This is a genomic window from Sphingobium lignivorans, assembly GCF_014203955.1.
Classification (GTDB): Bacteria; Pseudomonadota; Alphaproteobacteria; order Sphingomonadales; family Sphingomonadaceae; genus Sphingobium; species Sphingobium lignivorans.
In genome coordinates, this window is the sequence record NZ_JACHKA010000001.1 from 3,951,259 (window position 1) to 3,976,061 (window position 24,803).

General features: G+C 66.6%; 19 protein-coding genes. 9 read left to right on the forward strand and 10 right to left on the reverse strand.

The window, feature by feature from the left end:
• Nucleotides 1-180: 180 nt before the first annotated feature.
• Nucleotides 181-834 (reverse strand): fructose-6-phosphate aldolase, encoded by a 654-nt coding sequence (gene fsa, locus HNP60_RS18435; protein ID WP_184052224.1) that lies wholly within the window; start codon nt 832-834, stop codon nt 181-183.
• 179 nt (nt 835-1,013) lie between these two features.
• Between fsa and HNP60_RS18440 the strand changes: the two genes are divergently transcribed.
• Nucleotides 1,014-3,182 (forward strand): primosomal protein N', encoded by a 2,169-nt coding sequence (locus HNP60_RS18440; protein WP_184156400.1) that lies wholly within the window; start codon nt 1,014-1,016, stop codon nt 3,180-3,182.
• A 101-nt stretch (nt 3,183-3,283) separates the two neighbouring features.
• On the opposite strand, the gene HNP60_RS18445 is transcribed toward HNP60_RS18440, so the two are convergent.
• Entirely contained in the window at nt 3,284-4,489 is a 1,206-nt protein-coding gene (locus tag HNP60_RS18445; protein ID WP_184156402.1) for a hypothetical protein, read from the reverse strand.
• A gap of 93 nt (nt 4,490-4,582) precedes the next feature.
• Nucleotides 4,583-5,623 (reverse strand): bifunctional DNA-binding transcriptional regulator/O6-methylguanine-DNA methyltransferase Ada, encoded by a 1,041-nt coding sequence (gene ada / locus HNP60_RS18450; RefSeq protein WP_184156405.1) that lies wholly within the window; start codon nt 5,621-5,623, stop codon nt 4,583-4,585.
• A gap of 233 nt (nt 5,624-5,856) precedes the next feature.
• On the opposite strand from ada, the gene HNP60_RS18455 reads away from it, so the two are divergent.
• On the forward strand, nt 5,857-7,431 hold the full coding sequence (locus HNP60_RS18455; protein ID WP_184156407.1) for a S1C family serine protease: 1,575 nt from the start codon (nt 5,857-5,859) through the stop codon (nt 7,429-7,431).
• A gap of 7 nt (nt 7,432-7,438) precedes the next feature.
• Here the strand turns inward: HNP60_RS18455 and HNP60_RS18460 are convergent, their stop codons facing one another.
• Entirely contained in the window at nt 7,439-9,184 is a 1,746-nt protein-coding gene (locus HNP60_RS18460; RefSeq protein WP_184156409.1) for a methyl-accepting chemotaxis protein, read from the reverse strand.
• Nucleotides 9,185-9,560: 376 nt separating this feature from the next.
• Here HNP60_RS18460 and HNP60_RS18465 point away from each other — a divergent pair, with 376 nt between their 5' ends.
• The 5 genes from HNP60_RS18465 to HNP60_RS18485 all read left to right on the forward strand — a co-directional run bounded on the left by HNP60_RS18465 (nt 9,561) and on the right by HNP60_RS18485 (nt 14,426).
• The gene (locus tag HNP60_RS18465; protein WP_041393709.1) at nt 9,561-10,115 is read left to right on the forward strand and encodes a F0F1 ATP synthase subunit delta; all 555 of its coding nucleotides are present in this window, start codon (nt 9,561-9,563) and stop codon (nt 10,113-10,115) included.
• 34 nt (nt 10,116-10,149) lie between these two features.
• Nucleotides 10,150-11,679: a F0F1 ATP synthase subunit alpha gene (gene atpA / locus HNP60_RS18470; RefSeq protein WP_184156411.1), complete on the forward strand. Its 1,530-nt coding sequence runs from the start codon at nt 10,150-10,152 to the stop codon at nt 11,677-11,679.
• Between the two features lie 77 nt (nt 11,680-11,756).
• A complete protein-coding gene (locus HNP60_RS18475) occupies nt 11,757-12,629 on the forward strand; it encodes a F0F1 ATP synthase subunit gamma (protein WP_184052211.1) in 873 nt (290 codons plus the stop codon).
• Between the two features lie 28 nt (nt 12,630-12,657).
• Nucleotides 12,658-14,103, forward strand: a complete 1,446-nt coding sequence (gene atpD, locus HNP60_RS18480; protein ID WP_014078050.1) for a F0F1 ATP synthase subunit beta — start codon at nt 12,658-12,660, stop codon at nt 14,101-14,103.
• Between the two features lie 68 nt (nt 14,104-14,171).
• Nucleotides 14,172-14,426: an ATP synthase F1 subunit epsilon gene (locus HNP60_RS18485; protein WP_014078051.1), complete on the forward strand. Its 255-nt coding sequence runs from the start codon at nt 14,172-14,174 to the stop codon at nt 14,424-14,426.
• 23 nt (nt 14,427-14,449) lie between these two features.
• On the opposite strand, the gene HNP60_RS18490 is transcribed toward HNP60_RS18485, so the two are convergent.
• From HNP60_RS18490 to HNP60_RS18510, 5 genes are all read right to left on the reverse strand, one after another.
• Nucleotides 14,450-15,376: a lysylphosphatidylglycerol synthase domain-containing protein gene (locus HNP60_RS18490; protein ID WP_184707848.1), complete on the reverse strand. Its 927-nt coding sequence runs from the start codon at nt 15,374-15,376 to the stop codon at nt 14,450-14,452.
• A gap of 82 nt (nt 15,377-15,458) precedes the next feature.
• Complete coding sequence (locus HNP60_RS18495) at nt 15,459-16,253, reverse strand: class I SAM-dependent methyltransferase (RefSeq protein WP_184156415.1); 795 nt, start codon at nt 16,251-16,253, stop codon at nt 15,459-15,461.
• Complete coding sequence (locus tag HNP60_RS18500) at nt 16,241-17,500, reverse strand: glycosyltransferase (protein ID WP_184156417.1); 1,260 nt, start codon at nt 17,498-17,500, stop codon at nt 16,241-16,243. The genes HNP60_RS18495 and HNP60_RS18500 overlap by 13 nt, the downstream gene beginning before the upstream one ends.
• Nucleotides 17,500-19,173, reverse strand: a complete 1,674-nt coding sequence (locus tag HNP60_RS18505) for a glycosyltransferase family 39 protein (protein WP_184156419.1) — start codon at nt 19,171-19,173, stop codon at nt 17,500-17,502. The genes HNP60_RS18500 and HNP60_RS18505 overlap by 1 nt, the downstream gene beginning before the upstream one ends.
• A 5-nt stretch (nt 19,174-19,178) precedes the next feature.
• A complete protein-coding gene (locus HNP60_RS18510; protein WP_184156421.1) occupies nt 19,179-20,177 on the reverse strand; it encodes a glycosyltransferase family 2 protein in 999 nt (332 codons plus the stop codon).
• A 260-nt stretch (nt 20,178-20,437) separates the two neighbouring features.
• On the opposite strand from HNP60_RS18510, the gene HNP60_RS18515 reads away from it, so the two are divergent.
• Entirely contained in the window at nt 20,438-21,964 is a 1,527-nt protein-coding gene (locus tag HNP60_RS18515) for a TadA family conjugal transfer-associated ATPase (RefSeq protein WP_184156423.1), read from the forward strand.
• A gap of 115 nt (nt 21,965-22,079) precedes the next feature.
• The gene (locus HNP60_RS18520) at nt 22,080-22,886 is read left to right on the forward strand and encodes a class I SAM-dependent methyltransferase (RefSeq protein WP_184156425.1); all 807 of its coding nucleotides are present in this window, start codon (nt 22,080-22,082) and stop codon (nt 22,884-22,886) included.
• Between the two features lie 499 nt (nt 22,887-23,385).
• Here the strand turns inward: HNP60_RS18520 and HNP60_RS18525 are convergent, their stop codons facing one another.
• Nucleotides 23,386-24,576 (reverse strand): trypsin-like serine protease, encoded by a 1,191-nt coding sequence (locus tag HNP60_RS18525; protein WP_184156427.1) that lies wholly within the window; start codon nt 24,574-24,576, stop codon nt 23,386-23,388.
• Between the last annotated feature and the right edge of the window lie 227 nt (nt 24,577-24,803).

Here is a 24,803-nt window from a genome sequence, read left to right on the forward strand (position 1 = left end):
GGCTCGGAAGGGAACGGCGCGGGCCGGTGGAATGGCTTACAGTCCGCCGGTCGATCCGAGGGCCCGCCATGGCCCGGAAAACCGTTCTTTTTTTGCCGATCGGCGGCGGAGAAACCGGACAAAACAGGACACATAAAAACAGCACAGCCGCCGCCCTTGCCGGGGCGGCGGCTGCGATCGTTACAGGATCGACTGGCCCGTCTTCGCCCAGTCGGCCGCGAAGGAAGCAAGGCCCTTGTCGGTCAGGACATGGTTGAACAGCGACTTGATGACTGCGGGCGGCGCGGTGATCACGTCGGCGCCGATCTTCGCGCATTCCAGCACATGGATGGGATGGCGCAGCGAGGCGGCGAGGATCTCGGTCTCGAAGCCATAATTGTCGTAGATCAGCCGAATGTCCTCGATGAGCTTCATCCCATCGAACCCGTTGTCGTCATGGCGGCCCACGAACGGGGAAATGAAGCTCGCGCCCGCCTTGGCCGCGAGCAGCGCCTGATTGGCCGAGAAGCAGAGCGTCACATTGACCATGCAGCCCTCTTCGCTCAGCGCCTTGCAGGTCTTGAGCCCGTCAATGGTGAGGGGCACCTTGATCGCGACATTGTCCGCGATCTTCCGCAGCACGGCGGCTTCCTTCATCATGGTTTCGTGGTCCAGCGCCACGACTTCGGCGGAGACGGGGCCGTCGACCAGCCCGCAAATCTCCTCCACCACTTCCAGAAACTTGCGGCCGGACTTGTGGATCAGGCTGGGATTGGTGGTCACGCCGTCCAGCAGGCCCGTCTCGGCGAGGTCCCGGATTTCGGCGGTGTCGGCTGTATCGACGAAGAATTTCATGGTCGGCGCGCTCCTGTCTCTCAAATCGTGGGGCGCCTATAGCGAAGGGCGCGGCCCTGCGTAAGGAGATTGCGCCCGTCTTGCGCAGCCAGTGCAGGGGGGCCTGCGAGCATATATTCCGCGCGTGGCCGCCATGCGGGTTCCAAGGTCCGGGCTCAGCGCCTAACTAGGCAGCTTCGATGACCCGCGCGCGCCTCATCCTGCTCAATGCCGCTCTTGGCCCCCTCGACTACCGCGTGCCGGCAGGCATGTCGGTGGAGCCGGGCAGCATCGTCGTGGCGCCGCTCGGCCCCCGGCCCATGATCGGCGTGGTCTGGGAAGCCGAGCGCTTTCCCGATGTGCCCTCGGTGGGCGACAATCGCCTGCGGCCGCTGCTGGGCGTGCTCGATGCGCCGCCACTGCCCGCGCCGCTGCGGCGCCTGATCGAATGGACCGCTGCTTATTATCTGGCGCCGCACGCCGCGGTGCTGCGCATGGCGCTTGCCTCCATGTCCGCTCTGGAAGGCGGCAAGACCGTCATCGAATATCGGCCGAGCGGCGCCTTGCCGGAGAGGCTGACCGCGCAGCGCGCACAGGCGCTGGAGCGAATCGGCGAGCGGCAGGGCCTCGTGCGCGAGCTCGCGGCGATCGGCGATGTCAGCGACGCGGTCATTCGCGGCCTCATCAAGCAAGGCGCGCTCGAGGCCGTCGAGGTGTCGACCGACCTGCCCTTCCCCCGGCCCGACCCCGACCACGCCGCCATATCGCTGAGCCCGGGGCAGGAAGCCGCCGCGCAGCGCCTCGTCGAACAAGTGAGGTCCGGCGAATCCCATACCGTGCTGCTCGACGGCGTCACCGGATCGGGGAAGACGGAAGTCTATTTCGAGGCGATCGCGGAAGCGCTGAAGCAGGACCGCCAGACCCTCGTCCTGCTTCCCGAGATCGCGCTGACGGAACCTTTCCTCGACCGCTTCACCGCGCGCTTCGGCTGCGCGCCTGTGCCCTGGCACTCGGGCCTCAAGCAATCCGACCGGCGGCGGGCATGGCGCGCCATTGCCGAGGGTGAGGCCGGCGTCGTCGTCGGCGCCCGCTCCGCTCTGTTCCTGCCCTATCGCAAGCTCGGCCTGATCGTCGTGGACGAAGCGCACGAGACCAGCTTCAAGCAAGAGGAAGGCGTGCGCTACCATGCCCGCGACGTGGCGGTGATGCGTGGCCTCATGGAAAGCTGCCCGGTAGTGCTCGCGTCCGCCACGCCGGCCATCGAAACCCGCCATCAGGTGGAGCTGGGCCGCTATGAGGAAATCAAGCTCCCGTCCCGTTACGGCGGGGCAGAGCTGCCCGAGATCATCGGGGTAGACCTCACCCACGACCCGCCGGATCGCGGGCGCTGGCTGGCACCGCCGCTTGTCCAGGCCATGCGCGAGACGCTGGCGCGCGGCGAGCAATCGCTGCTATTCCTGAACCGGCGGGGCTATGCGCCGCTCACCCTGTGCCGCCATTGCGGCTACCGCTTCCAGTGCCCCAATTGCTCCGCCTGGATGGTCGAGCATCGCCTCACGCGGCGCCTTGCCTGCCACCATTGCGGTCATGAGGTCCCGACGCCGGACAGCTGCCCGGAATGCCATGAGAGCGACGCGCTCGTCGCCTGCGGCCCCGGGGTGGAGCGAATCGCGGATGAAGTGAAAGCGCTTTTCCCGGACGCGCGGACGGCCATCGTCACGTCTGACACGCTCTGGTCGCCGGCCAGGGCGGCGGCGTTCGTAAGGGATGTGGCGGGCGGCGCGGTGGACATCATCGTCGGCACGCAGCTCGTCACCAAAGGCTATCATTTTCCGGAACTGACGCTGGTCGGCGTCGTCGATGCCGATCTGGGCCTTGATGGCGGCGATCTGCGCGCGTCCGAGCGGACCTATCAGCAGATCGTGCAAGTGTCCGGCCGCGCCGGGCGGGGTGAGAAGCCCGGCCGGGTCTTCATCCAGACGCGTGCGCCCGATGCGCCGGTGATGCGCGCCCTGCTCGAAGGGGACGACGCGGCTTTCTATGCGGCGGAAACGGCGAGCCGCCGCTCCGCCAACGCGCCTCCGTTCGGGCGATTCGCCGCGATCATCGTGAGCGACACGGACGCGGCGCTCGCACGGGAAACGGCGCGGCGTATCGGGGCTGCCGGACCCCGGCAGGAAGGACTGGAAATCTATGGACCGGCCGAAGCGCCGCTCGCCGTGCTGCGCGGACGGCACCGCTGGCGGTTGCTGGTGCATGCCCGACGCTCGATCGATCTGCAGGCCATCGTGCGGGACTGGCTCTCGGCGATCGACTGGAAAAGCAGCACACGCGTGAGCGTGGACGTCGATCCTTACAGCTTCGTTTGAGAGAAGCACGACGCAGCCGCCCGGCGGTGGGAGGGGGGTGGTGCCGGGCGGCTGCTCGACCCTGTCAAAGGGCCGACTTGCGTTCGAATTTACTCCAGAGCTTATGTACGGGCAGGCTTCCAGCCCCGCGAGGGCGATGCGACTGGAGCACCGAAGCTGTAGACAGGCTGACGCGCGGGCTCGGCTGCCGGCGCCGGGGCGGGCGTGACCTGCGCCGGACGATGGGGCTCCTGCGTGGAGGCCACCGGGGGCGTACCCTGGCGGAGGAGGAAAGAGGCCCGACGCAGGCGCTGACGACGCGTGCGGAACGGATTCTCGGCAGAGGGCGCCTCGGCAACCATCGCCTCCAGCGCGCTGTCGCCCTTGAAATCCCTCGCCGGACTTGCCGCGCGCGCGGCAGCCGGGGCGGGTGCCGTAGCAGACGCCGTAGCAGACATAGCGGCGGGCTCGACCGGACGCGCGGCAGGGGCCACCGGCGACACCGGAACCGCGTCAGCCTGCGTCACCACGACCGGCTCATGCGCGGACGTAGGTGCAACATGATCGCGAGCGGGGACATAAGCCGGAGCAATGGCGTCTTCGCCGCGCTTGCGACGACGGAGCATCACGAGGCCGCCCGCGCCAAGGACGAGAACGGCACCGGCCGCGCCAAGAGCCCAATAAGCGGTCTCGTCGCTCTCAGCCTGCTGCGGCGTTGCGGCCATGGTTTCTATCGCGGCCGGGCTCTCACCCGCGCCTTGTGGGACAACCGTCTCGTTCGGAACGTCAGGGGCGACCGTGGCCGCGAGCGGGGCCGGGGCTTCCTGTGTCTGGGCTGCTTCCTGGGTAGGGGTGGATTCGCGCGGGGCTTCAGCGGCCGGGGCGCTGGCTGAGCGCTGCGTGCCTTCACCCGACCGGGCCGTCGACGCGGGCGTTTCCGCACGCGGCGCAGCCGGCGCCTGGCGTGCTTCCGGGGCCGGGGCGTTCACCGCGGGCAGCGGCGGCGCAGCGACCGGAGCCGTTGAACTCATCGACGGCGCCGGAGCGGCCGTCGTCGCGACCGGCGGAGGCGCACTGGTGGCGGGCGCATTGGTCGTGGGCGCATTGTTGGTAACAGGGGGCAAAGTCGTCTGGGGCAGCGGGATGGGCTGGCTCGACTCTGCACGCGGCACCACGATCGATGGCGCACCGGTTTGCGGGGCCGCGTCGGACGGCGCGGGCTCGGAAACCGGCGCCGCGACCTGCGCGACCCCAGTTGTTGAAAGGAGCGCCAATGCGGCGGCAATCGCCGTCGGCGCAGGGCGGATGAGGGGGGTGTGGTTCTTCATAGCAGGGCAAAAACTCCGCGTGGGGATGGCGGGTTGCTTCAGAGGGGCCCGTTTCGGGGCGATTTGTTGGATATGAGCGCCAGAATGACGCGTTCAGCCCTGCGACTCGCGGGAAAGGAGCGCCGCTTTCCGCTCCACGCCATAAGCATAGCCGCCCAGAGACCCATCGCTGCGCAGCACACGATGGCAAGGAACGAGCACGGCGAGACCGTTTCGACCGCAAGCCGACCCCGCCGCGCGGACGGCACCCGGCCGGCCTGCGGCGGCCGCAATCTGGGCATAGGTTCGCGTCTGCCCGGCCGGAATGGCGCGCAGGGCCGCCCAGACCGCTTGCTGGAAAGCCGTGCCCGCGACGTCGACAGGCAAGTCGATCGAACGGGCCGGGTCATCCACCAATGCCACCACATCGCGGATCAGCGCCTCGAAATCGGCATCGGCTTCCACGATGCGCGCATTCGGGAACCGTGCGCGCAGGTCTGTCGCGGTTTCGTCGAACGCGATGCGGCAAAGGCCGCGCGCGGTCGCCGCGACGAGCAGCGGGCCGAGCGAACTTTCGGCCAGCGCGAAGCGGATGACAGCGCCCTCTCCGCCCTTGCGCCAGGCGGACGGGCTCATCCCCAGCCGCGCCTGCGCATCGGCATAAGCGCGGCTGGGCGCTTCATAACCGGCTTCATAAATGGCGTCGGTGATCCGGCCTTGCCTGCCCAGTTCCTCCGCGAAGCGCCGCGCGCGCAATCCGCGCGCATAAGCGGCCGGCGAGACGCCCACCTCCCGGGTGAAGAGGCGCTGGAAATGGTGCGGCGCATAGCCAACCGCAGCGGCAAGCGCCGCGAGGGCAGGCGCACTCTCGCTGTCGCCCAGGATGGCGAGGGCCTGGTCGATCGCCCGCCGGTCCCGGCTCACCTCATCGGGCCGGCAACGCAGGCATGCACGATAGCCCGCCGCGCGCGCGGCTGCATTGTCCGGATAAAGCCGGACATGTTCCGGGCGCGGATGGCGGGCGGGGCAACTCGGCTTGCAATAGATGCCCGTGCTCGTCACCGCGATGACGAACTGCCCGTCCTTGCTGCGATCACGCGCCTCGAAGGCCGCCAGTGCGGCTTTCTCGCCGAGCTCCTCGAGCATTGTGGGCATGGCATCTGGTCCTGTGGTTGCGGGCCGCGAAACGATCAACGGCGCTCGCGGGGTTGACTATAGGCCGCAGCCCTTTGCCCGGACAACATGCGGATCGAACGGGCTTGCGATCCCGAAGGAACCGGGGCCTTGTCGTCGATGCCGGCGGCTCCCGCTTCCCATCGATTGCGATCAAAGCGGGCGCGTGCAAATTCCCCTGTTGGGGAAGCCGTGTCGACGCTAAGAAGCCCGGCATGACGGCATGCTTCCACGGACCGCGCTCGCGCCTCATTGCGGCCCTTCTCCTCTCGTTCCTGATGCTCGTGCGGGCGCCTTCCGCTCATGCGGAAGTGCAGGACATTGCCGCGGCATCGCGCAGCGTGGTCCGCGTGGCACTGGTAGCCACCGATGGCGACAATGCCTATTTCGTCGGCCATGGCAGCGGCGTGGTCGTTGCGCCGGGGAGGGTCCTCACCAATGCGCATGTCGTCGAGCTCACCCGCAGCGAGCCGAACATCGTCATCGGCATCATCCCGCCCCAGGGCAAGAAGAGCTTTGGCGGCAAGGTCATCGCTTATTCGCCGGGGAACGACCTTGCCCTGATCGCCGTGGACGGCGCATCGCTGCCGATCGCCACATTCTTCACCGGCTCGCCGCAGGATGGCGACCAGGTGACGGCGATCGGCTATCCCGGGTCCGTGGACCGCGCGCAGGGCATGAGCCTCGAGGACATCATCCGGCCGATGGCGCCGGTGCGCACCTCCGGCACCGTGTCCGGCGGACGCGCCTCCAAACAGTTCGACACCGTGCTGCACACCGCGCCGCTCGCCTCCGGCAACAGCGGCGGACCGCTGGTCGACCAGTGCGGGCGCGTGGTGGGGCTCAACAGCTTCGGCTCGCTCTCGGAAGGCAGCGATGCCGAATATGGCTTTGCGGTCTCCAATCGCGAGATCGCCAGTTTCCTGCGTCAGGCGGGAATCCAGGCCGCCCGCTCCAGCGAGGCCTGCCGCTCGATGGACGAGATCGAGGCGGCGCAGGAAATCGCCGACGAGCGTGCCCGCGCCGCGGCCGCCAAGCGCGCGAGCGACGCGGAAATGGCGCGGCGCGAACAGGTGATCGCTGCCCGCGCGCAGGCGCAGCAGGACGTGATTGCCCGGCGCGAGAACATGATGGCGCTTTCGGCCCTGCTGCTTGCCCTCGCGGTCGCCGCCGGCGGCATGGCGATGCTCGGCCAGTCCAAGGGCGATGTCACACGCACCCGCCGGTTCGGCGCCGCTGCGGGCTTCCTGACGCTGGCCGCGATCGCCGTCTTCCTGCTTCGCCCCGGTTTCGACAGCCCCAATGACGCAGAAGGGGACGCGACGAATGAAGCGGCCGGGCCCGACAACATGGCGGAAGCAGCCCCCGCAGCCTCCGGAGATCGCCTTTGCAAGCTCGATACGAGCCTGAGCCGGGTGACCGTCTCGGAGACGCAGGACATGTCCTTCAACTGGCGGGCGGACGGCTGCGTGAATGGCCAGACACAATATGTCCGGGCCCAGGAGCAGTGGGTGCGGGTCCTCGTCCCCACCGACGACGCGGCGATCTCGGTGCGCCGCTTCGATCCCTCGATCGGCCGCTATCGCACCGACCAGTATCTGGTGGACGCCGAGACGCTCGAAAATGCGCGGACGATGCGCGATGGCCTCGCCCGGTCGGGCTGCACGACGGACCCGCAGAAGCTGGCGGAGCTTGCCGCCGCCCAGGCTGACATCCAGGCCCTGCTGCCGGCGCAGCCCAACGAGCGGCTCGTCTACCAATGCCAGGCTGCCGCGCGCGGCGAGCCCTGACCTCGGATCAGGCCGCGCTGCTCAGGTCGCCGCGCAGGGCACTGAACTCGCGGCCCAGCTCCGCGATCTGACCGGCAATGGCATCCGCCGTGTCACGCAGGCACGCCGCAGTCTCGACCAGCTCGGACGAGCCGGCGCTCGCGTCCTGCGCAGCCTGCGCGATTTCGCGCATCTGGACATGCGTATCCGAGATCGAAGCCACCATGCGCCGACTCGCATCTTCCTGAGAGCCGGCGAGAGCCTCCACCGAATCGGCCTGCTCGCCGACGCCCGTGGCGAGTTGCTCGACGAGAGTCGTGCTCGCCAGGAAATCCGCCGCCGTCTCGTTCACGAAGGCGAGCTGACGCGCGATCTGCCCGGCCGCCTCGCCTGAATCGAGAGACAACGCCTTGATCTCCCGCGCCACCACGGCAAAGCCGAGCCCCGCCTCGCCGGATCGATGCGCCTCGATATTGGCATTGACCGAAAGCAGATTGGTCTGCGCCGCCACGCGCTTGATGAGATCCAGCGCATGGCTGATGCCGCTCACCAGCTCCGAGAGGCGCTGCGCATGCGCGCGGTTGCGACCCGACTGGTCTATGACTTCATTGCTGTGCATGCGCGTGGTGCCCGCGCTGCTGCGCACGTCACCGACCAGCCGCAGCAGGCCGATGCCGTCCTTCTGCACCTCGTCCGCCCGCATCGCCGCGGCAGCGATGCTCCGCGCGATGGCGTCGGCCCGGTCCCGAGACTGGGAGGACGCCGTCGCAAGCGTCATCGCCATCTCGCGCATGATCGCGGAGGCATGGGAAAGCGCGGCCACGAGCTGGGACAAGGCGGCGTCGAAACGCGCGAAACCCTCGTCGACCAGCCGGGCACGGGCCTGAGCGCGACGCGAATCGTCCAGTTCGCGGCGGCGCAGCGCGTCCTCGGCCTGTTCCCGGTCGCGTCTCGACTGGTCGGCCAGGCGCGCCGCATCCTGCGCGTCACTCAAAGCCCGCGCGATCGCCCCGATCTCATCCTCGCGCTCAAGGCCGGGCACCGCCTCCGCCGCCGGTCCCGTCCCGCCCTGCCGCACATGATCGGCAATGGCGACGAGCGGCCGCGCGAGGCGTCTCTCCGCCATGCGCGCGATCAGGATGCCGCCCGCGAGCGCGGCGATGGAGACGGCGACGAGCAACAGTTCAGCGGCAAGATTGACCCAGCGAAGCACCGCGCGATCCTGCCCGGCAGTCGCGCGCAGTTCCTCGGTCGTCCGGGCGATCTTCCCGAGCAGCGGATCGACCCCGCCGAAGAACTGCCCTGAAAGGAAGAAGTCCAGCCGTTCGCGATCGCTTCGTTCGAGCAGGACCTGGAGACGATCCAGCGCCCGGTCGGCATCGGGCCGCTCTCCCGAGAATCGCGTGGCCACGGTCGCGCCCGATTCGCCCAGCTCTCTCCAGTCCCGGCCCGGCCTGCTCCTGATATCCCGCAGGGCGGTCGCGCCGCCGGTCGGGTCGATGGTGCCGACACGCACCTTGTCGGCAATGGCCCAGCTCGTCTGATAGGCCGAAGCGATGGTCTGCAGCTGGCTCATCGGCGCGATGCGCTGCTCCACCAGCCGGGTGGAAATGGTCCGGTTGATCGTCAGCGCGCCGAGCTGGGCCACGATCAGCAGCGAGAGCAGCGCCCCGGCGGCCAGCAGCAACCGGCGAAACTGTCGCGAGATCGAATCTCTTCTTTCATACCGCGTGACGATGGTCCCGCCCGACTGCCCGTCGCGAAGCGCATGCATTGATATGGCCTCTTGCTGTTCCCTGGTCCGGCCCGCCGAATCCCCTGCGCGGCCAGATAGTGAATCGCTCGTTGACGAACCATGAAGATTTCGGGAATATGGCTGTAATATCAATGTCATAAAACTGTCATCGAGCCGCGGAGGAGCGAGATCGCACGGTGTCGGCGATGCCAGGCATCGCCTCCGATGCGCGCATCGGGAGGACCGGCGGCGTCGCTCCGGCGGGCGGAAAGGCGGACCCGGCGCGCCACGTCGCCTCTCGACTTGCATCCGCGGGCCACCCCTGCTAACCGCCGCCGCGTGTCGAGGGGGGTGCTGCAACGCCTCCCCTTTTCTGGCGCAATTCAACTCGATGAAGACGAGGTATCAGGCGCGCGTGGAGAATTCCGGCGGTATTCAGGCTAGCTTGGCAGGGCGCTATGCGCTTGCGCTGTTCGAGCTGGCACGGGACGAGAAGGCTCTCGATTCGGTCGACGCGAGCCTGACCACGCTCAAGGCGGCAATTGCCGATTCGGCGGATCTGCGGACGCTCATCCAGAGCCCGCTCATCGGGCGCGACGCTGCGGGCAAGGCAATCGCTGCCGTGGCCGCCCAACTGCAGCTCGACATGCTGACGACCAGAACGCTGGGCGTGCTCGCACAGAATCACCGTCTCGGGCAGCTGCCGGCCGTCATTCGCGCGTTCCGCACCCTGCTCTCCGCCCACAAGGGCGAGACGCGTGCCGAGGTGACTTCGGCCTTCCCGCTGACCAAGACGCAGCAGACTGCGCTTGCCAAACAGCTCAAGGCACGCACCGGCCGCGACCCGGCTCTCGATCTCACTGTGGACCCCGCGATCATGGGCGGCCTCATCGTCAAGATGGGCAGCCAGATGATCGACGGCTCGCTCCGCACCCGACTGAACAGACTCGCCCAGGCGATGAAGGGCTGAAGAGCCCTCACAAAGGTTCGATGAAAGGCTGAACATGGACATCAACGCCGCAGAAATCTCGAAGGTCATCAAGGACCAGATCGCCAATTTCGGCACCGAGGCCGAGGTCAGCGAAGTCGGCACCGTGCTGAGCGTCGGCGACGGTATCGCCCGCATCCATGGGCTCGACAATGTGCAGGCCGGCGAGATGGTCGAGTTCGCCAATGGCGTGCAGGGCATGGCCCTCAATCTCGAGGCGGACAATGTCGGCGTCGTGATCTTCGGCTCGGACGCCGAGATCAAGGAAGGTGACGTCGTCAAGCGCACCGGCACCATCGTGGACGTGCCCGTCGGCAAGGGCCTGCTCGGCCGCGTGGTCGACGGCCTGGGCAATCCCATCGACGGCAAGGGCCCGATCATCTCCGATCAGCGCAGCCGCGTCGAGGTGAAGGCGCCGGGCATCATTCCGCGCCAGTCGGTGAGCGAGCCGGTGCAGACCGGCCTCAAGGCCATTGACGCGCTCGTGCCCGTCGGCCGTGGCCAGCGCGAGCTGATCATCGGCGACCGCCAGACCGGCAAGACCGCCGTCGCGATCGACGCCTTCATCAACCAGAAGGGCGTGAACGCCGGCACGGACGAGTCGAAGAAGCTCTACTGCATCTACGTCGCCGTCGGCCAGAAGCGCTCGACCGTCGCGCAGATCGTGCGCCAGCTCGAAGAAAATGGCGCGATGGAATATTCGATCGTCGTCGCCGCGACCGCGTCCGAGCCCGCGCCGCTGCAGTTCCTCGCGCCCTATACCGGCGCCGCGATGGGCGAGTTTTTCCGCGACAACGGCATGCACGCCGTGATCGTGTATGACGATCTTTCCAAGCAGGCCGTCGCTTATCGCCAGATGTCGCTGCTGCTGCGTCGTCCTCCGGGCCGCGAAGCCTATCCGGGCGACGTCTTCTATCTGCACAGTCGTCTGCTCGAGCGCGCGGCCAAGATGAACGATTCGCTGGGTGGCGGCTCGCTGACCGCGCTGCCGATCATCGAGACGCAGGCCGGCGACGTCTCCGCCTACATCCCGACCAACGTGATCTCGATCACCGACGGCCAGATCTTCCTCGAGACCAACCTCTTCTATCAGGGCATCCGCCCGGCCATCAACGTGGGTCTCTCGGTGTCGCGCGTCGGCTCCGCCGCGCAGACCAAGGCGATGAAGAAGGTGTCCGGCTCGATCAAGCTGGAGCTCGCGCAGTATCGCGAAATGGCCGCGTTCGCGCAGTTCGGTTCGGACCTCGACGCCTCGACGCAGAAGCTGCTCAATCGCGGCGCGCGCCTCACTGAGCTGCTCAAGCAGCCCCAGTTCAGCCCGCTGCCCTTCGAGGAGCAGACCGTGTCGATCTTCGCCGGCACGCAGGGCTATCTGGATAGCATCGCGACTGTCGATGTCGTGCGTTACGAGGCGGCGATGCTGGCGCACTTCCGCGCGCATCACGCCGATATCCTCGCCGCGATCCGGGACAGCCGGGACCTTTCCGACGATGTCCGCGCCAAGGTCAAGGATGCGCTCGACGCCTTCGGCAAGACCTTCGCCTAAGCACATGCCGGGCATCCGCACCGGCGGGTGCCCGGACGGGGTTCTCGCTTCAAAGGGAACACGACACAGGGAAAGACATGGCTAGCCTCAAGGAACTCAAGGGCCGCATCGTCTCGGTCAAGTCGACCCAGAAGATCACCAAGGCCAAGCAAATGGTCGCTGCGGCCAAGCTGCGCCGTGCGCAGGCCGCTGCCGAGGCCGCTCGCCCCTATGCGGAGCGCCTGGAAAAGGTGGTCGCCAGTCTCGCTGGCAAAGTGACCGGTGACAGCGCGCCCCGCCTGCTTGCCGGCACGGGCAAGGATGACACGCATCTGCTGGTCGTGGCGAACGGGGACAAGGGCCTGGCCGGCGCCTTCAACGCGAACATCGTCAAGGCTGCCGTCGTCAAGGCGCGCGCGCTGATCGCGCAGGGCAAGACGGTCAAGTTCTACCTTGTCGGGCGCAAGGGCCGCGCCGTCATCTCGCGCACCTTCCCCGGCATGATCGTCGGCGAATATGACACGACCGAAGTCCGCACGCCCGGTTTCGACGAGGCCAGCGCGATCGCGCAGGACGTCTCGAACCGCTTCTTCGCGGGCGAGTTCGACGTCGCTCACCTCTTCTATTCGGGGTTCAAGTCGGCCCTCGCGCAGATCCCGACCGAGCAGCAGATCATCCCGGTCAAGATCCCGGCCGATGCGCCGGCCTCATCGGGCGCCGCAGTCGAATATGAGCCGGACGAGGAAGCGATCCTCGCTGACCTGCTCCCGCGCAACATCACAATCCAGATCTTCAAGGCCCTCCTTGAGAACATGGCATCCGAGCAGGGCGCCTCGATGACCGCGATGGACAATGCGACGCGCAACGCGGGCGATCTCATCAAGAAGCTCACCATCGAATATAACCGCAGCCGTCAGGCCGCGATCACCACCGAGCTGGTGGAAATCATTGCGGGCGCCGAAGCGCTCTAAACCGGATTAGAAGGCAAGGAACGAAACCATGGCAGCTACCAACAATGTCGGCAAGATCAGCCAGGTGATCGGCGCCGTCGTCGACGTGACCTTCGATGATGCGCTCCCGGCGATTCTCTCGGCGCTCGAAACGAGCAACAACGGCCAGAAGCTGGTTCTCGAGGTTGCCCAGCACCTCGGCGAGAACACCGTCCGCACGATCGCCATGGACTCGACCGATGGCCTGACCCGCGGTCAGGACGTGGTCGACACCGGCGCGCAGATCTCCGTGCCGGTCGGCCCCAAGACGCTTGGCCGCATCCTCAACGTCGTCGGCGAGCCGATCGACGAACGCGGCCCGGTCAATGCCGAGATGAAGGCACCGATCCACGCCAAGGCCCCCGAGTTCACCGACCAGGCGACCGAGGCGGCCATCCTCGTGACCGGCATCAAGGTCATCGACCTCATCGCGCCTTATGCGCGCGGCGGCAAGATCGGCCTGTTCGGCGGCGCCGGCGTGGGCAAGACCGTGCTCATCCAGGAGCTGATCAACAACATCGCCAAGGGCCATGGCGGCGTGTCCGTGTTCGCCGGCGTCGGTGAGCGCACCCGCGAGGGCAACGACCTCTATCACGAGTTCCTCGACGCGGGCGTCATCGCCAAGGATGCCGATGGCAACCCCACGAGCGAAGGTTCCAAGGTGGCGCTGGTCTTCGGCCAGATGAACGAGCCCCCGGGCGCCCGTGCACGCGTCGCGCTCTCGGGCCTCACCATGGCCGAGTATTTCCGCGACCAGGAAGGCCAGGACGTGCTCTTCTTCGTCGACAACATCTTCCGCTTCACCCAGGCGGGCTCGGAAGTGTCGGCGCTGCTCGGCCGCATTCCCTCGGCCGTGGGCTATCAGCCGACGCTCGCGACCGACATGGGCGCGCTGCAGGAGCGCATCACCTCGACGACCAAGGGCTCGATCACTTCGGTGCAGGCCATCTACGTGCCGGCCGACGACTTGACCGACCCGGCCCCGGCCACCAGCTTCGCGCACCTTGACGCCACGACCACCCTGTCGCGCGCCATCTCCGAGCTCGGCATCTATCCGGCCGTGGACCCGCTCGATTCCACCTCGCGCGTGCTCACCCCGGCCGTCGTTGGCCAGGAGCATTATGAGGTTGCCCGTCGCGTCCAGCAGACGCTGCAGAAGTACAAGTCGCTGCAGGACATCATCGCCATTCTCGGCATGGACGAGCTCTCCGAAGAGGACAAGCTGACCGTCGCGCGCGCGCGCAAGATCCAGCGCTTCCTCTCGCAGCCCTTCCATGTGGCCGAGGTCTTCACCGGCATTCCGGGCAAGTTCGTCCAGATCGAGGACACCGTGAAGAGCTTCAAGGCAGTGGTCGACGGCGAATATGACCATCTGCCGGAAGCCGCCTTCTACATGGTCGGCGGCATCGACGAGGCTGTCGAGAAGGGCAAGAAGCTCGCCGCCGAAGCGGCCTGATCGCCCCCGGATGATTGAGAACCCTTCCCGCTCCCGCGGGGAGGGCCTTTGATGAAGGTATCGAGGCCATGGCCCTGCATTTCGAACTCGTGACCCCAGAGAAGCTTGTCCTGGCCCAGGACGTCCACATGGTCGTCGTGCCGGGCGCCGAGGGCGAGTTCGGCGTGCTGGAGGGCCATGCGCCCTTCATGTCCACCGTGAAGGACGGCGTGCTCAAGGTCTATGACCGCGACGGCGCCGAGCCCCGCCTGATCCCCGTCGAGGGCGGTTTCGCCGAAGTCAGCGAGGCAGGCCTCACGGTGCTGGCGGAGAAAGCGGGCTGAGCGGGCTGCGGGGCCGGATCCGGTCAGGACCCCGCGATCACGTCATTTCGAATGACCCCGGTTCTATCGAGCCGGGGTTTTTTCTCGTCTGCGCCCGGCGCACGGGTATAGCGGAGCAGGACGAGCCCCAGCGCGAAGGCGAGCAGGTCGCCCAGCGTCGTCACGAGCCTCAGCAGAAGCGCTGCGGCGATGGCACGCTCGGGACCGATGATCGGTGCCAGCCCTTCGCTCAGGATGAACTCCCGCACGCCAAGCCCCGCCGGAGCGCCCACCACGAGAAAGCCGGCGACCCATGCTCCGCAGAATATCGACACGCTCCGGGCGATCGTGGCGGGATCACGGGCAAGGGCAGGCTCAAGGAGCAGCAGGGCACAGGCTGACAACAGCGCCCCCGCTACCGTGAGCAACACCGGTACGGCGAGGCGCCCCGGGGGGCCGAGGATGCCGAATCTGGCGGCAAGCATCCCCGCGGCCAGCCGGCGGGTCCTGATTGCAAAACCGCCGACCAGGGCCGCAAGCGCGAGGATGCCAGCGGCGATCGCGGCCGCCCGCCACATTTCGTCGAGATGCCCCGCAAGCAGCGGCGCGCCCAGAAACGCCATGACCAACACGCCGATCGCCATTTCGATAGCGACGGAGGTGATGGTCAGGCGGACCGGAACGCCATGGCGAAGCGCCAGGGTCGCGCGGCCGATATGCTGTGCGATATTGCCCGGCAGATATTTCCCGAACTGCGTGGTCAGGAAGATCGCGGCTGTCAGGCCGATCGGAAGGTTTTTGCCGAGCATGGCAAGAATGGCGCGCCACGCCATGGCCACGAAGATGCATGCGATGAGACAGAGCAGCACCGCCAGCGGCATGGCGGCGACCGCCTCCCGCGCCAGCGTCGGCAGGCTCTCCTGGAGCGAGTGAACGCGCTGCGCGAAGAACAGCAGGCACAGTAGGCCCATGAACAGCCCGAGACGGCGCAGCCAACAGACGAGCCCATCGCTCTTCCTTCCGGCAGGTGCATCAACTTGGACGTCGTCCGGATCAGCCATCGGCCTTGCGTCCGACGGCGATCCATCCGGTTCCGTGTTCGGAGTGGCGGAAGAGACGCTGCAGCCGGACGGCGGCTTGCAGCATCTGCCGGCATGGGAATGCCGTCATCACCGGAAAGAGTCGCGTCTCCAGCCCGCGATCGACCCCGCTGTTCTCCGTTGCCGCCTTCATCGACCTGCTGCCGTCCCCCGCCTTCAGCTTGCGGCCGTGATAGGCGTTGCGCAGCGGTTCGACGAGATTGGAAACAGGAAAGCCATAGGCCTCGATCCGCACGTCTGTGAGCCCGGCAGCTTGAAGAAGCGCTTCGAACTGCGGCCTAGAATAGCGCCGGAAGTGGCCTGCGAAGACGTCCGAATTGCCCCACAATTTCATGTGCGCCGGCACGGAAAGCACGGCCAGCCCCCCCGGTTTCAGCCAGCCGACCCATTCACGCAGCGCCGCGAGGTCATCCTCGATATGCTCCAGGACTTCGAAGCTGAAGAGGTAGGAGAAATGCGCGTGCCAGTCCTCCGGCTTCTCCCGCACCGTCATCCGCGCTTGCCCATTGGCGAAAACGTCCGAGAGCGCGCGCCCTTCGACCGACATTTCCAGCCCGGTGACATCGAAGCCGAGAGCAGCGAACTCCGAAAGCAGCGCTCCCGCCCCGCAGCCGACCTCGATGATGTTTCCGGGCGGCAGATCCCGCATGGCTTCCATGATGGCGGCGCGCCGGAGGATATAGCGCGGCGCGGGCACCCATCCGCCCTCCGGGAGAGCGGGGCCAAAGGGCGACATTACGAGCGACATGCGGGTTCTCCCCGGGCAAGAGTCAGAAGCTGGACGAGGGCATCCACGCCATCGTCCGGAGACAGCGCGGCGCGGGCGGTTGCCGCGATCGCCGCGGAGCGAGGCCGGGCGAAGGCTTGCGCAACCGCTTCCGCCAGCGCGGGCGCATCACCCGGCGGCACGAGGCGAATCGCATCGGAATAGCGCTGGGCAAGAGCGGCCACGGCAGGGCTATCGCGCGTGATGATCGCGCCACCTGCGGCCAATATCTGAAACATCTTGTTGGGAATGACGCGGGCCGCCTTGTCGCTGGTCCCGAAAATGCCGAGCGAAATGACCGCCCCGCGAATGATCGAGGGGAGCTGCGCATAGTCGACCCAGGGAAGCCAGGTGACATTCCCGGGCGCGTGGCGGTCCAGAAAGGTCCTCGCCGCGGCACCTTCCTGCCCCCGGCCGATGATGAGCCAGTGGACCGGCGTGCCCACGCTCGCCAGTGCCGCTTCAAGGATCGTTTCGATGCCATGCAAGGGAATGAACTGGCCATAGAAGAGCGCATAACGGGTGGGCAGACCGGCATGCGGCGGAGGCAAGGCCGAGTGGCGCGCGTCCCAGAACAGCGGTTCGGCGCCAACCGGCACCGTGATGCATCGTGCAGCCGGCACGCCAAATGTTTCGCTGAAATATCGCCCATGCTCGTCCGTATCGACGAGCACGACATCGGCCATGGCGAGCGCAAGCCGTTCAACCTGCCACAGCAGCCTTGCGCGCAAGCTCCCGCGACGCAGCCACTTGCGGTCGTTCACGATCGTGTCGTGCAACGGAATGAACGCATCGAAGATGATCGCCTGCCGACGCAGGCGCGCGAATGGCCACAGGACAAAGGCGTCGAGAATGGCCGGATAGGGCAGCAGGACAGGCAGCGTGCGCGGCTGACGCAGCAATTGCCGGATCGCGCGGGGATAAGTCGCAAGGGCACGGGCCATCGCGATCGCCATCCGGCCCTTGCCAGCCACCGCCTTGTCTTCAATGCCCTGCCATATGTCGATATGGATTTCCCGGGCCAGGCTTCCCTTGCGCCGCAAGGCGTCGAGCAGCAGCCTCACGCGCGGCTTGCCCTTGTCATAGCTTCCCCAGGCGACCAGCCGGACGTCCGCCTTCGCGTCGGTGCCCGCGTCTTCCGACGAGGACTTGGCAGAGCCACCCCAGCCTGTGCCGGACGCTGCCGGTCGAGAAGGCGTCGCAGCGACGCGGGAGACGGTGTCGTACATCAGAACGACGTCACATAAGGCTCGGGGGGTGGCGGGCTGTCCGGAACGCGGAGGTCGCGCCCCCAGACGAGGCTGGCATCACGCGCGCCGCCGGCGCCAATCTCATGCCGCCCCCGCGCGAGATTGATGATCGCGCCCGGCTGATAGGTCACGCCGTCGAGGCGAACCGCGCCGTCGCGCACCGTATACGGCCCCGGTACCAGGATCTCGACGGGTTGGACGGCCGAGTCGCCCGGCACCTGGCGTCCGGCGACCCAGTAAGGGCCCCACAGATGGATATAGGTGCTGCGCATCGCCGCCACGTCCTGCGGCAGGAACTCGGGCGCCGGCCCCTGCCCCTCGAACACCGCGTCGAACATCGGATCATTGGCCATGACCAGCGGAACGGTCTCGCGCGCCATGATCGCCTCCATGCTTGGCGACATGCCCATCCGGTATTGCTCGCCGCCCCATGGGGTCATGAAGATATTTGCCTTGGGGAAGCGGCCCAGCATGCCGCTGAAGTCGAAATAGGCCACCGGCTCGGGGAACATGGCTTCGGCCGCTTCGATAAGCTGGCGCTGCTTGTCGATCGGGCTGGGTGGCTCCAGCGCCCGCACGGTCAGGGCACAGACCAGCATCAACAGAGCGAGCAGGCCGGCCCCGTACCGCGCGGCAAGCATCTTCGCGCTCGCCGCGCAGGCCACGACGACCGGCGGCAGCATGAAGGTATAATAATAAGGCGCGCTATTATGATAGAAGGCCAGGGTCGTGAGCGGCAGGAACAGGCCGAGAAGCGCAAGCCGTTCGGCGGGACGGAAATCCGATGTCATCAGCGCGATAGGGAATGCCAGGATGAAGAGCGTCAGCACCGGCGCCAGGATCGCGCCCTTCACCGCAAAGCGCCAATAAGGCGGTATCCCCAGGCTGAACATCTTGCCGGAAGAGCTGGCGATCACCGCCTTCGCATGCTCATCGGCATATTCTCCCAGCCCCCGGGCGTGGAGCCAGTAGACCAGCGCGAAGACGATCGCAGCCAGGAAGCCGGTGCAGGCGACTCTCAAGGCATAGGCAGGGCTCCGCCCCAGCTCGGTCCATCGCAGCCAGAGGATGCCCGCGAAGGCCGGCGCATAGAGGACCGCCTTTATCGTCATCATGAAGGCCAGCCCGAGGAGAAGGCCCGTCGCAAGGATGGCTTTTGCATCCAGTCGCGAGCGCAGCAGGACCCAGAGGGCGAGCATGAGCAATGCCGCCGTCGGCGCATCGAAGCGGAAGGAAAATCCGTGCTGCAGGACGAACCCGGCCGAAAGATATCCGAGCGCGCAGAGCAAAGCGACGGTGCGATCTGCAAATCGCCCGGCAATCCCGACGATCGCCGCCAGGATCGCGATCTCGCTCAGATACATGAAGACGCGGATGAGAAGGATGTGCTCGACGACCGAGCCGGGAACATGCACCACCCAGGCGAAGAAGCGGGTGTAGAGTGTCTGGAGCGGGAGGGTGAGCGTCCCTCGCGCCAGCATCTCCACGCGGCTGTAATGGTAGAACTCGTCCCAGTTGATGGCCCTGCCGAAGACCATTTCCAGCTGAACAAGCAGGATCACCGCGAGGGCGGCGATCGAAAGCGCCTGCGTGTTTATCCACGCCGGCCGCGCAGAGCCCTTCTCTCCTGCGTTCAAACGCAATCCTGCCATGCCGGTCACGCTTGCCTCTTCCGGGGCTCGCGCCGCGCAAGGCTGCCGCCGGCGGGAGGGGCGAGGCCCTGCTCCTCCAGCTTGCGCACCCGCTCTAGCGTCATTTCCAGCAGTTTCCGGTTGCCCGCGATCAGGTCGGCCAGCACGCCGAGCATGACGGATACGGTGCCGAGCACCAGCAGCGCGCCGCCCAGCACCAGCGACTGGACGTGCCCCGCACCCTCCCCCACCGCGTAGTAATAGAGGAACCGCACGATCGGGATCGCGCCGGTCAGGCTGCAAAGACCGCCCGCCAGAACGAAAACCCGGAGCGGATTGTACATGGTGTAGGTGCGCGCCATCGTGACGCAGGTATTCAGGATGAACTGGGGAATGCTGCGGAACAGCCGCGAGGGACGGACCGTCCGGTTGGTCGGCACGGGCACACTGACGATCCCCAGCCTCTTGCGCCCGGCCTGGATCAGCATGTCGGTGGTATAGGAAAACTCGGTCGTGATGGCGAGGCGCTGCGCGGCTTCACGGCTGATGGCGCGGAACCCGCTGACGGCATCGGGAATGTCGGTCCGTGCCAGCCGCTGGACGACCGCGCTGCCCAGTTTCTGCAACAGGCGCTTGACCGGTCCGAAATGGGCATTGGTTCCCACCCCCCGATCACCGACCACGATGTCCGCCATGCCGTTCATGATCGGAGCGACCAGCGCGGGAATGGCGGCGCCATCATACTGCCCGTCCGCATCCGTGTTGACGATGATGTCCGCGCCGGCGGCCAGCGCGACATTGAGGCCGGTCTGGAAGGTGGCCGCAAGTCCACGGTTGGTGCGATGGCGCACGACATGATGAACGCCGAACCGCCGCGCCACCGCGCCGGTATCGTCATCGCTGCCATCATCGATGACCAGCAGTTCGATCTCGTCGATGCCTTCGATCCGGCGGGGAATCCGCAGGAGCGTATCAGGGAGGCTTTCCGCTTCGTTGAAGCAGGGTATCTGCACGATCAGCTTCATTCGCAGCCTTCCCCGCGTGGTGCGGTCTCGTCGCTCCGGGGTGCCGGTCCTGAAGGACATGCACGAGCGCGCGTTCCTGCGGATTGCTATGCCAATGACGGTTAATTTTCCCTTGCGCGCCGATCCCGGCATCCCGGTTTCAGGCAGGATCGGAGCCTCAGGATGGCGCCCGCCGAAGCCCATTAGCCATTTCTCAAACCTTGCCGCCTAGTCCCGTGCCACTGTGCCGGTCAGCCGGCGCCTCGAACATGGGCCGTGAGATGAGTGCATTTGGACGAAAGAACGGTTTGGGCGGCAAGTCATCCTTCGGTGTGGCCCGCCCCATGCACGTCTCCGGCGGCTCGCCCTTTGCTTCCCCGGCCGCGCCTGCGGGCGGCGCGCAGTTTCCGCCGATTTCGCCCGATCAGCCTCCGCTGGGCGGGTCTCCGTCCGGAGCGCTGGGCCTCGACCGCAATGCCGATGCCATGGGGCGCCTCAACGAGCGGATGAATGCGGATCATGCGCCGAGCGAGCAGGCGCAAGGTTTCGAGGCGAGCGTCCACAAGATCAAGGAACAGGTGCTGCCGCGCCTGCTCGAACGGGTCGATCCGGAAGCGGCGGCCACGCTCACCAAGGATGAGCTGGCCGAGGAATTCCGGCCGATCATCATGGAAGTGCTGGCCGAGCTCAAGCTGACGCTCAACCGGCGCGAGCAATTCGCGCTCGAGAAAGTGCTGGTCGACGAACTGCTCGGCTTCGGCCCGCTGGAAGAGCTGCTGGCCGACCCGGAAGTCAGCGACATCATGGTCAATGGCCCGGAACAGACCTACATCGAGAAGAAGGGCAAGCTCCAGCTCGCGCAGATCCATTTCCGCGACGAGGAGCATCTTTTCCAGATCGCCCAGCGCATCGTGAACCAGGTCGGCCGTCGCGTCGACCAGACCACCCCGCTGGCCGACGCCCGCCTGCCGGACGGTAGCCGCGTCAACGTCATCGTCCCGCCCCTTTCGCTGCGCGGCACGGCCATCTCCATCCGCAAATTCTCCGCCAAGCCGATCACGCTGGACATGATGGCCAAGGGCGGCTCGATGTCCGAGAAGATGGCGACCGCCCTGAAGATCGCCGGCGCCTGCCGGTTCAACATCGTCATTTCCGGGGGCACGGGCTCGGGCAAGACGACGATGCTCAACGCCCTTTCGAAAATGATCGACCCCGGCGAACGCGTGCTCACCATCGAGGACGCGGCTGAACTGCGCTTGCAGCAGCCGCATTGGCTGCCGCTCGAAACGCGCCCGGCCAATCTGGAAGGCCAGGGCGCGATCACCATCGGCGACCTTGTGAAGAACGCCCTGCGTATGCGCCCGGACCGCATCATCCTGGGCGAAATTCGTGGCGCCGAGTGCTTCGACCTGCTCGCCGCCATGAACACGGGCCATGACGGCTCCATGTGTACGCTCCACTCCAACAGCCCGCGCGAATGCCTGGGCCGCATGGAGAACATGATCCTGATGGGCGACATCAAGATCCCCAAGGAAGCCATCTCCAAGCAGATCGCCGATTCGGTGGACCTCATCGTCCAGGTGAAGCGCCTGCGCGACGGCTCGCGCCGCGTCACCAACATCACCGAGGTGATCGGCATGGAGGGCGAAGTGATCGTGACGCAGGAGCTGTTCAAATACGAATATCTCGACGAGGATGCCGAAGGACGGATCATCGGCGAGTACCGCTCGATGGGCTTGCGGCCCTACACGCTCGACAAGGCCCGGCAGTTCGGGTTTGACCAGGCCCTGCTCGACGCCTGCCTCTGAACGGGTCAGGTGCGGCACGCCTGCCCCGGTCCCCCGAAGATTTCAGCGGCTTGCCCTTCCGAAGGCATTGCGACACTGTGCGGGCTACGCAACGCCCTGCCAGGAGAGAGCTGCCATGTCCCCCTTCCCCATCCGAACCCTGTTTGCTGCCTTCGCGCTGACCGCCGGCGCGGGATCGACGGCGGCTTACGCCCAGTCGTCCGCGAGCCCGAAGGCCAGCGCCGACGTCAAGGCAGCCGTCGCGGCGCCGGGCAGGACGCCGGCCAATGTCGCACGGGACAAATATCGTCATCCGGCCGAGACGCTGAGCTTTTTCGGCGTGAATGGCGGGCAGACGATCGTCGAATATTTCCCGGCCGGCGGCTGGTATATGGAGATCCTCGCGCCGCTCACGGCAAAGGGCGGCGGCACTTATTACGGCGTGCAGCCGGCCGGCCGCTATCGCGATGCCGCACAGAAGACGGTCGACTCGAACCCGGCCCTTTCCGGCAAGGTGAAGCTCGTCGAGCTTGCGGACGTGCCCGCGGGGAGCGCCGACACGGTGCTGACCTTCCGCAACGTCCATAACATGGTGATGGGTGGCAACGCGCCGTCCGTCTTCTCGGAATTCTTCCGGATGCTCAAGCCGGGCGGCGTGCTCGGCATCGTCGACCATCGCCTGCCGGAAGGCAGGGACGTCGCGCTGGAGAAATCCAGCGGCTATCTCAAGGTCTCGACCGTCCGCAAGCTGGCCGAGGACGCGGGCTTCGTGCTGGATGCCAGCTCCGAAGTGAACGCCAATCCCAAGGACACGGCCGATTGGCCCAAGGGCGTCTGGACACTGCCGCCCACCCTGCGGGAAGGAGACACGGACCGCGAGAAATATCTCGCCATCGGCGAGAGCGACCGGATGACCTTGCGCTTCCGCAAGCCGGCAGCCTGATCCACCGCAACAAGGGCGCCCCGCTCTCCCTCGGGGAGCGAGGGCGCCTGACTGCGCGATCGATGACAGCGCGGGGCGTGATGAGTCGTGGCGCGGCGATACGGAATGGCGGGCGGTTTTCGTTCGATCGGTAGCGGCCCCCGATCGACCGGTGTCGCCGGGAAGGCCGGCCTGCTTCCTATCGAGGTGCGCCGGACGCTGGCCGGAAGCTCGGCAGGCTCCACTCTCCTGACGGCAGTCCCTCGCTGCCGGCCGCGCCGTCGCATTGCGATATGTTCGCGATGCAGGTGCGCAGGCTGATGGGTCGACCTTAGATAGCGAAAGAGCGGCCCCGCTTCACTGCCCGGACAGGCCGGTAAGCAAAGCGACACCGCTCTTCCATGATCCGATAGAGCGCGCACCCGGCGCATGATCGCGACGCCGCGCGCTCTATATCTGATTTGGCATCTCGGTCATGGCCGGAAAGCCACCTGGGCTTCCCGGCATCATGATCTCGACGTCAGGCGCCGGCGAGCGCCGTGCGGCGAGCCCGGATGCGCAGCGCGCTACCGAGAATGCCGAAGCCAGCGATCATCTGCAGCCAGACGGCCGGCTCGGGGATCGGAGCGATCGCCGGAACCAGATTGCCGAGGATGAAGTCCTTGTGGAGGTAAACCGGCACAAAGCCGCCGAACTCACCGCAGCTGCTGTTCAGCCCGTTGCGGCAGTCGCCCCAGGCCGTCCCGAACGACAGACCATAAGAGTTGATCGACGCCAGCTTGCCATCGACGAAGCCCGGACCGCCGGAGTCACCGCCAGCGATGCCAGCCTCGCGCTCACCATGGCCCAGATCGCAGAAGACCGCGCCCGCGGCACCGGCAATATTGCTCGCCTGCGCGATACGGCAGGAAGCGTCATTGGCGGCAAGACCGCTGTCGAAGTCCGCGATGTAGGAATATTCGATCTGCGAGAAGGGCTCGCCCAGCACAGTCGCCCAGTTGGTGCCGAAGAGCTCGTCACCCAGACGGAAGTCATAGGTGTTGTCGCCTTCGCGCAGCCAGCCGGTCTGTGCGTCGTTGCCAAGCGCACCACCGACGGTCGAACGACCGCCATAACCGGCCACGTTGAAATCGACGCCGGTCAGGTCGTTCTCGAAGTAGAAATCATAGCTCTGGGCGAAATCGGGCGCCGCCTGATCGAGGCGGAGCACGGCGATGTCATTGTGGTCGATGACTTCACCGGTGTAGAGCGGGTTAACGAAGATATCGCTCACCGAGATCATCGACGACAGCGCGTTGAAGGGCACGCGAACGTCCCCGCTCGAACCGTCGTAGAAATAGGCGTCGACCGATGCCAGGCCGGCATCCGGCACGCCGCCGCTGCTGACGCAGTGAGCAGCCGTCACGATCGAGCGACGATCCGGCGCCAGCGAACCCGAGCAGATGAAGCGCGAGCCGTCATTGTAGGTCATGATGAGCGACGCGACGCCTGCATGGACGCTGTAGTCCGGCAGGAAGGTCGGGTTGCCGCCACCCGAGGTCGGGCCATCGGCGGTCGGGGTCATTGCGATGATGGTGTTCTGAGCGGTCCAGCTCATGTCGCCATAGGAGCCGGATGCCTTGTTTCCGGCCGCATGCGCGGCGCTCAGCGCCACGGGTGCGAGCAACGCAGCCGATACAAAGGCCGCGCGCCTTACGAACTTGATAGTCATGATACCTCCCACTTTAGGTCCCACGACGCCGAGTCCCGTCGGCGTCCTTTAACCATGTTGCGACGCAAAAGCGGGGAGGTCAAGACGTGGTTAATAAGCTGTTAACTGAGCAGGATGTGCCACAGTGGCACGTTCGGAGCGCCGATCCGGGATAAGGCGGCCGGAACGCCGTTCCCGAAGGCGACAAAGCGCCCGGTAAAAGCGACGTGTTGAAGGGGGCGAGCGCA

Bases quoted from the DNA above. Each gene is read 5' to 3' on its own strand.
- fsa (WP_184052224.1), bottom strand. From the start codon at position 834: ATGAAATTCTTCGTCGATACAGCCGACACCGCCGAAATCCGGGACCTC.
- HNP60_RS18440 (WP_184156400.1), top strand. From the start codon at position 1,014: ATGACCCGCGCGCGCCTCATCCTGCTCAATGCCGCTCTTGGCCCCCTC.
- HNP60_RS18445 (WP_184156402.1), bottom strand. From the start codon at position 4,489: ATGAAGAACCACACCCCCCTCATCCGCCCTGCGCCGACGGCGATTGCC.
- ada (WP_184156405.1), bottom strand. From the start codon at position 5,623: ATGCCCACAATGCTCGAGGAGCTCGGCGAGAAAGCCGCACTGGCGGCC.
- HNP60_RS18455 (WP_184156407.1), top strand. From the start codon at position 5,857: ATGACGGCATGCTTCCACGGACCGCGCTCGCGCCTCATTGCGGCCCTT.
- HNP60_RS18460 (WP_184156409.1), bottom strand. From the start codon at position 9,184: ATGCATGCGCTTCGCGACGGGCAGTCGGGCGGGACCATCGTCACGCGG.
- atpA (WP_184156411.1), top strand. From the start codon at position 10,150: ATGGACATCAACGCCGCAGAAATCTCGAAGGTCATCAAGGACCAGATC.
- HNP60_RS18475 (WP_184052211.1), top strand. From the start codon at position 11,757: ATGGCTAGCCTCAAGGAACTCAAGGGCCGCATCGTCTCGGTCAAGTCG.
- atpD (WP_014078050.1), top strand. From the start codon at position 12,658: ATGGCAGCTACCAACAATGTCGGCAAGATCAGCCAGGTGATCGGCGCC.
- HNP60_RS18485 (WP_014078051.1), top strand. From the start codon at position 14,172: ATGGCCCTGCATTTCGAACTCGTGACCCCAGAGAAGCTTGTCCTGGCC.
- HNP60_RS18490 (WP_184707848.1), bottom strand. From the start codon at position 15,376: ATGGGCCTACTGTGCCTGCTGTTCTTCGCGCAGCGCGTTCACTCGCTC.
- HNP60_RS18495 (WP_184156415.1), bottom strand. From the start codon at position 16,253: ATGTCGCTCGTAATGTCGCCCTTTGGCCCCGCTCTCCCGGAGGGCGGA.
- HNP60_RS18500 (WP_184156417.1), bottom strand. From the start codon at position 17,500: ATGTACGACACCGTCTCCCGCGTCGCTGCGACGCCTTCTCGACCGGCA.
- HNP60_RS18505 (WP_184156419.1), bottom strand. From the start codon at position 19,173: ATGGCAGGATTGCGTTTGAACGCAGGAGAGAAGGGCTCTGCGCGGCCG.
- HNP60_RS18510 (WP_184156421.1), bottom strand. From the start codon at position 20,177: ATGAAGCTGATCGTGCAGATACCCTGCTTCAACGAAGCGGAAAGCCTC.
- HNP60_RS18515 (WP_184156423.1), top strand. From the start codon at position 20,438: ATGAGTGCATTTGGACGAAAGAACGGTTTGGGCGGCAAGTCATCCTTC.
- HNP60_RS18520 (WP_184156425.1), top strand. From the start codon at position 22,080: ATGTCCCCCTTCCCCATCCGAACCCTGTTTGCTGCCTTCGCGCTGACC.
- HNP60_RS18525 (WP_184156427.1), bottom strand. From the start codon at position 24,576: ATGACTATCAAGTTCGTAAGGCGCGCGGCCTTTGTATCGGCTGCGTTG.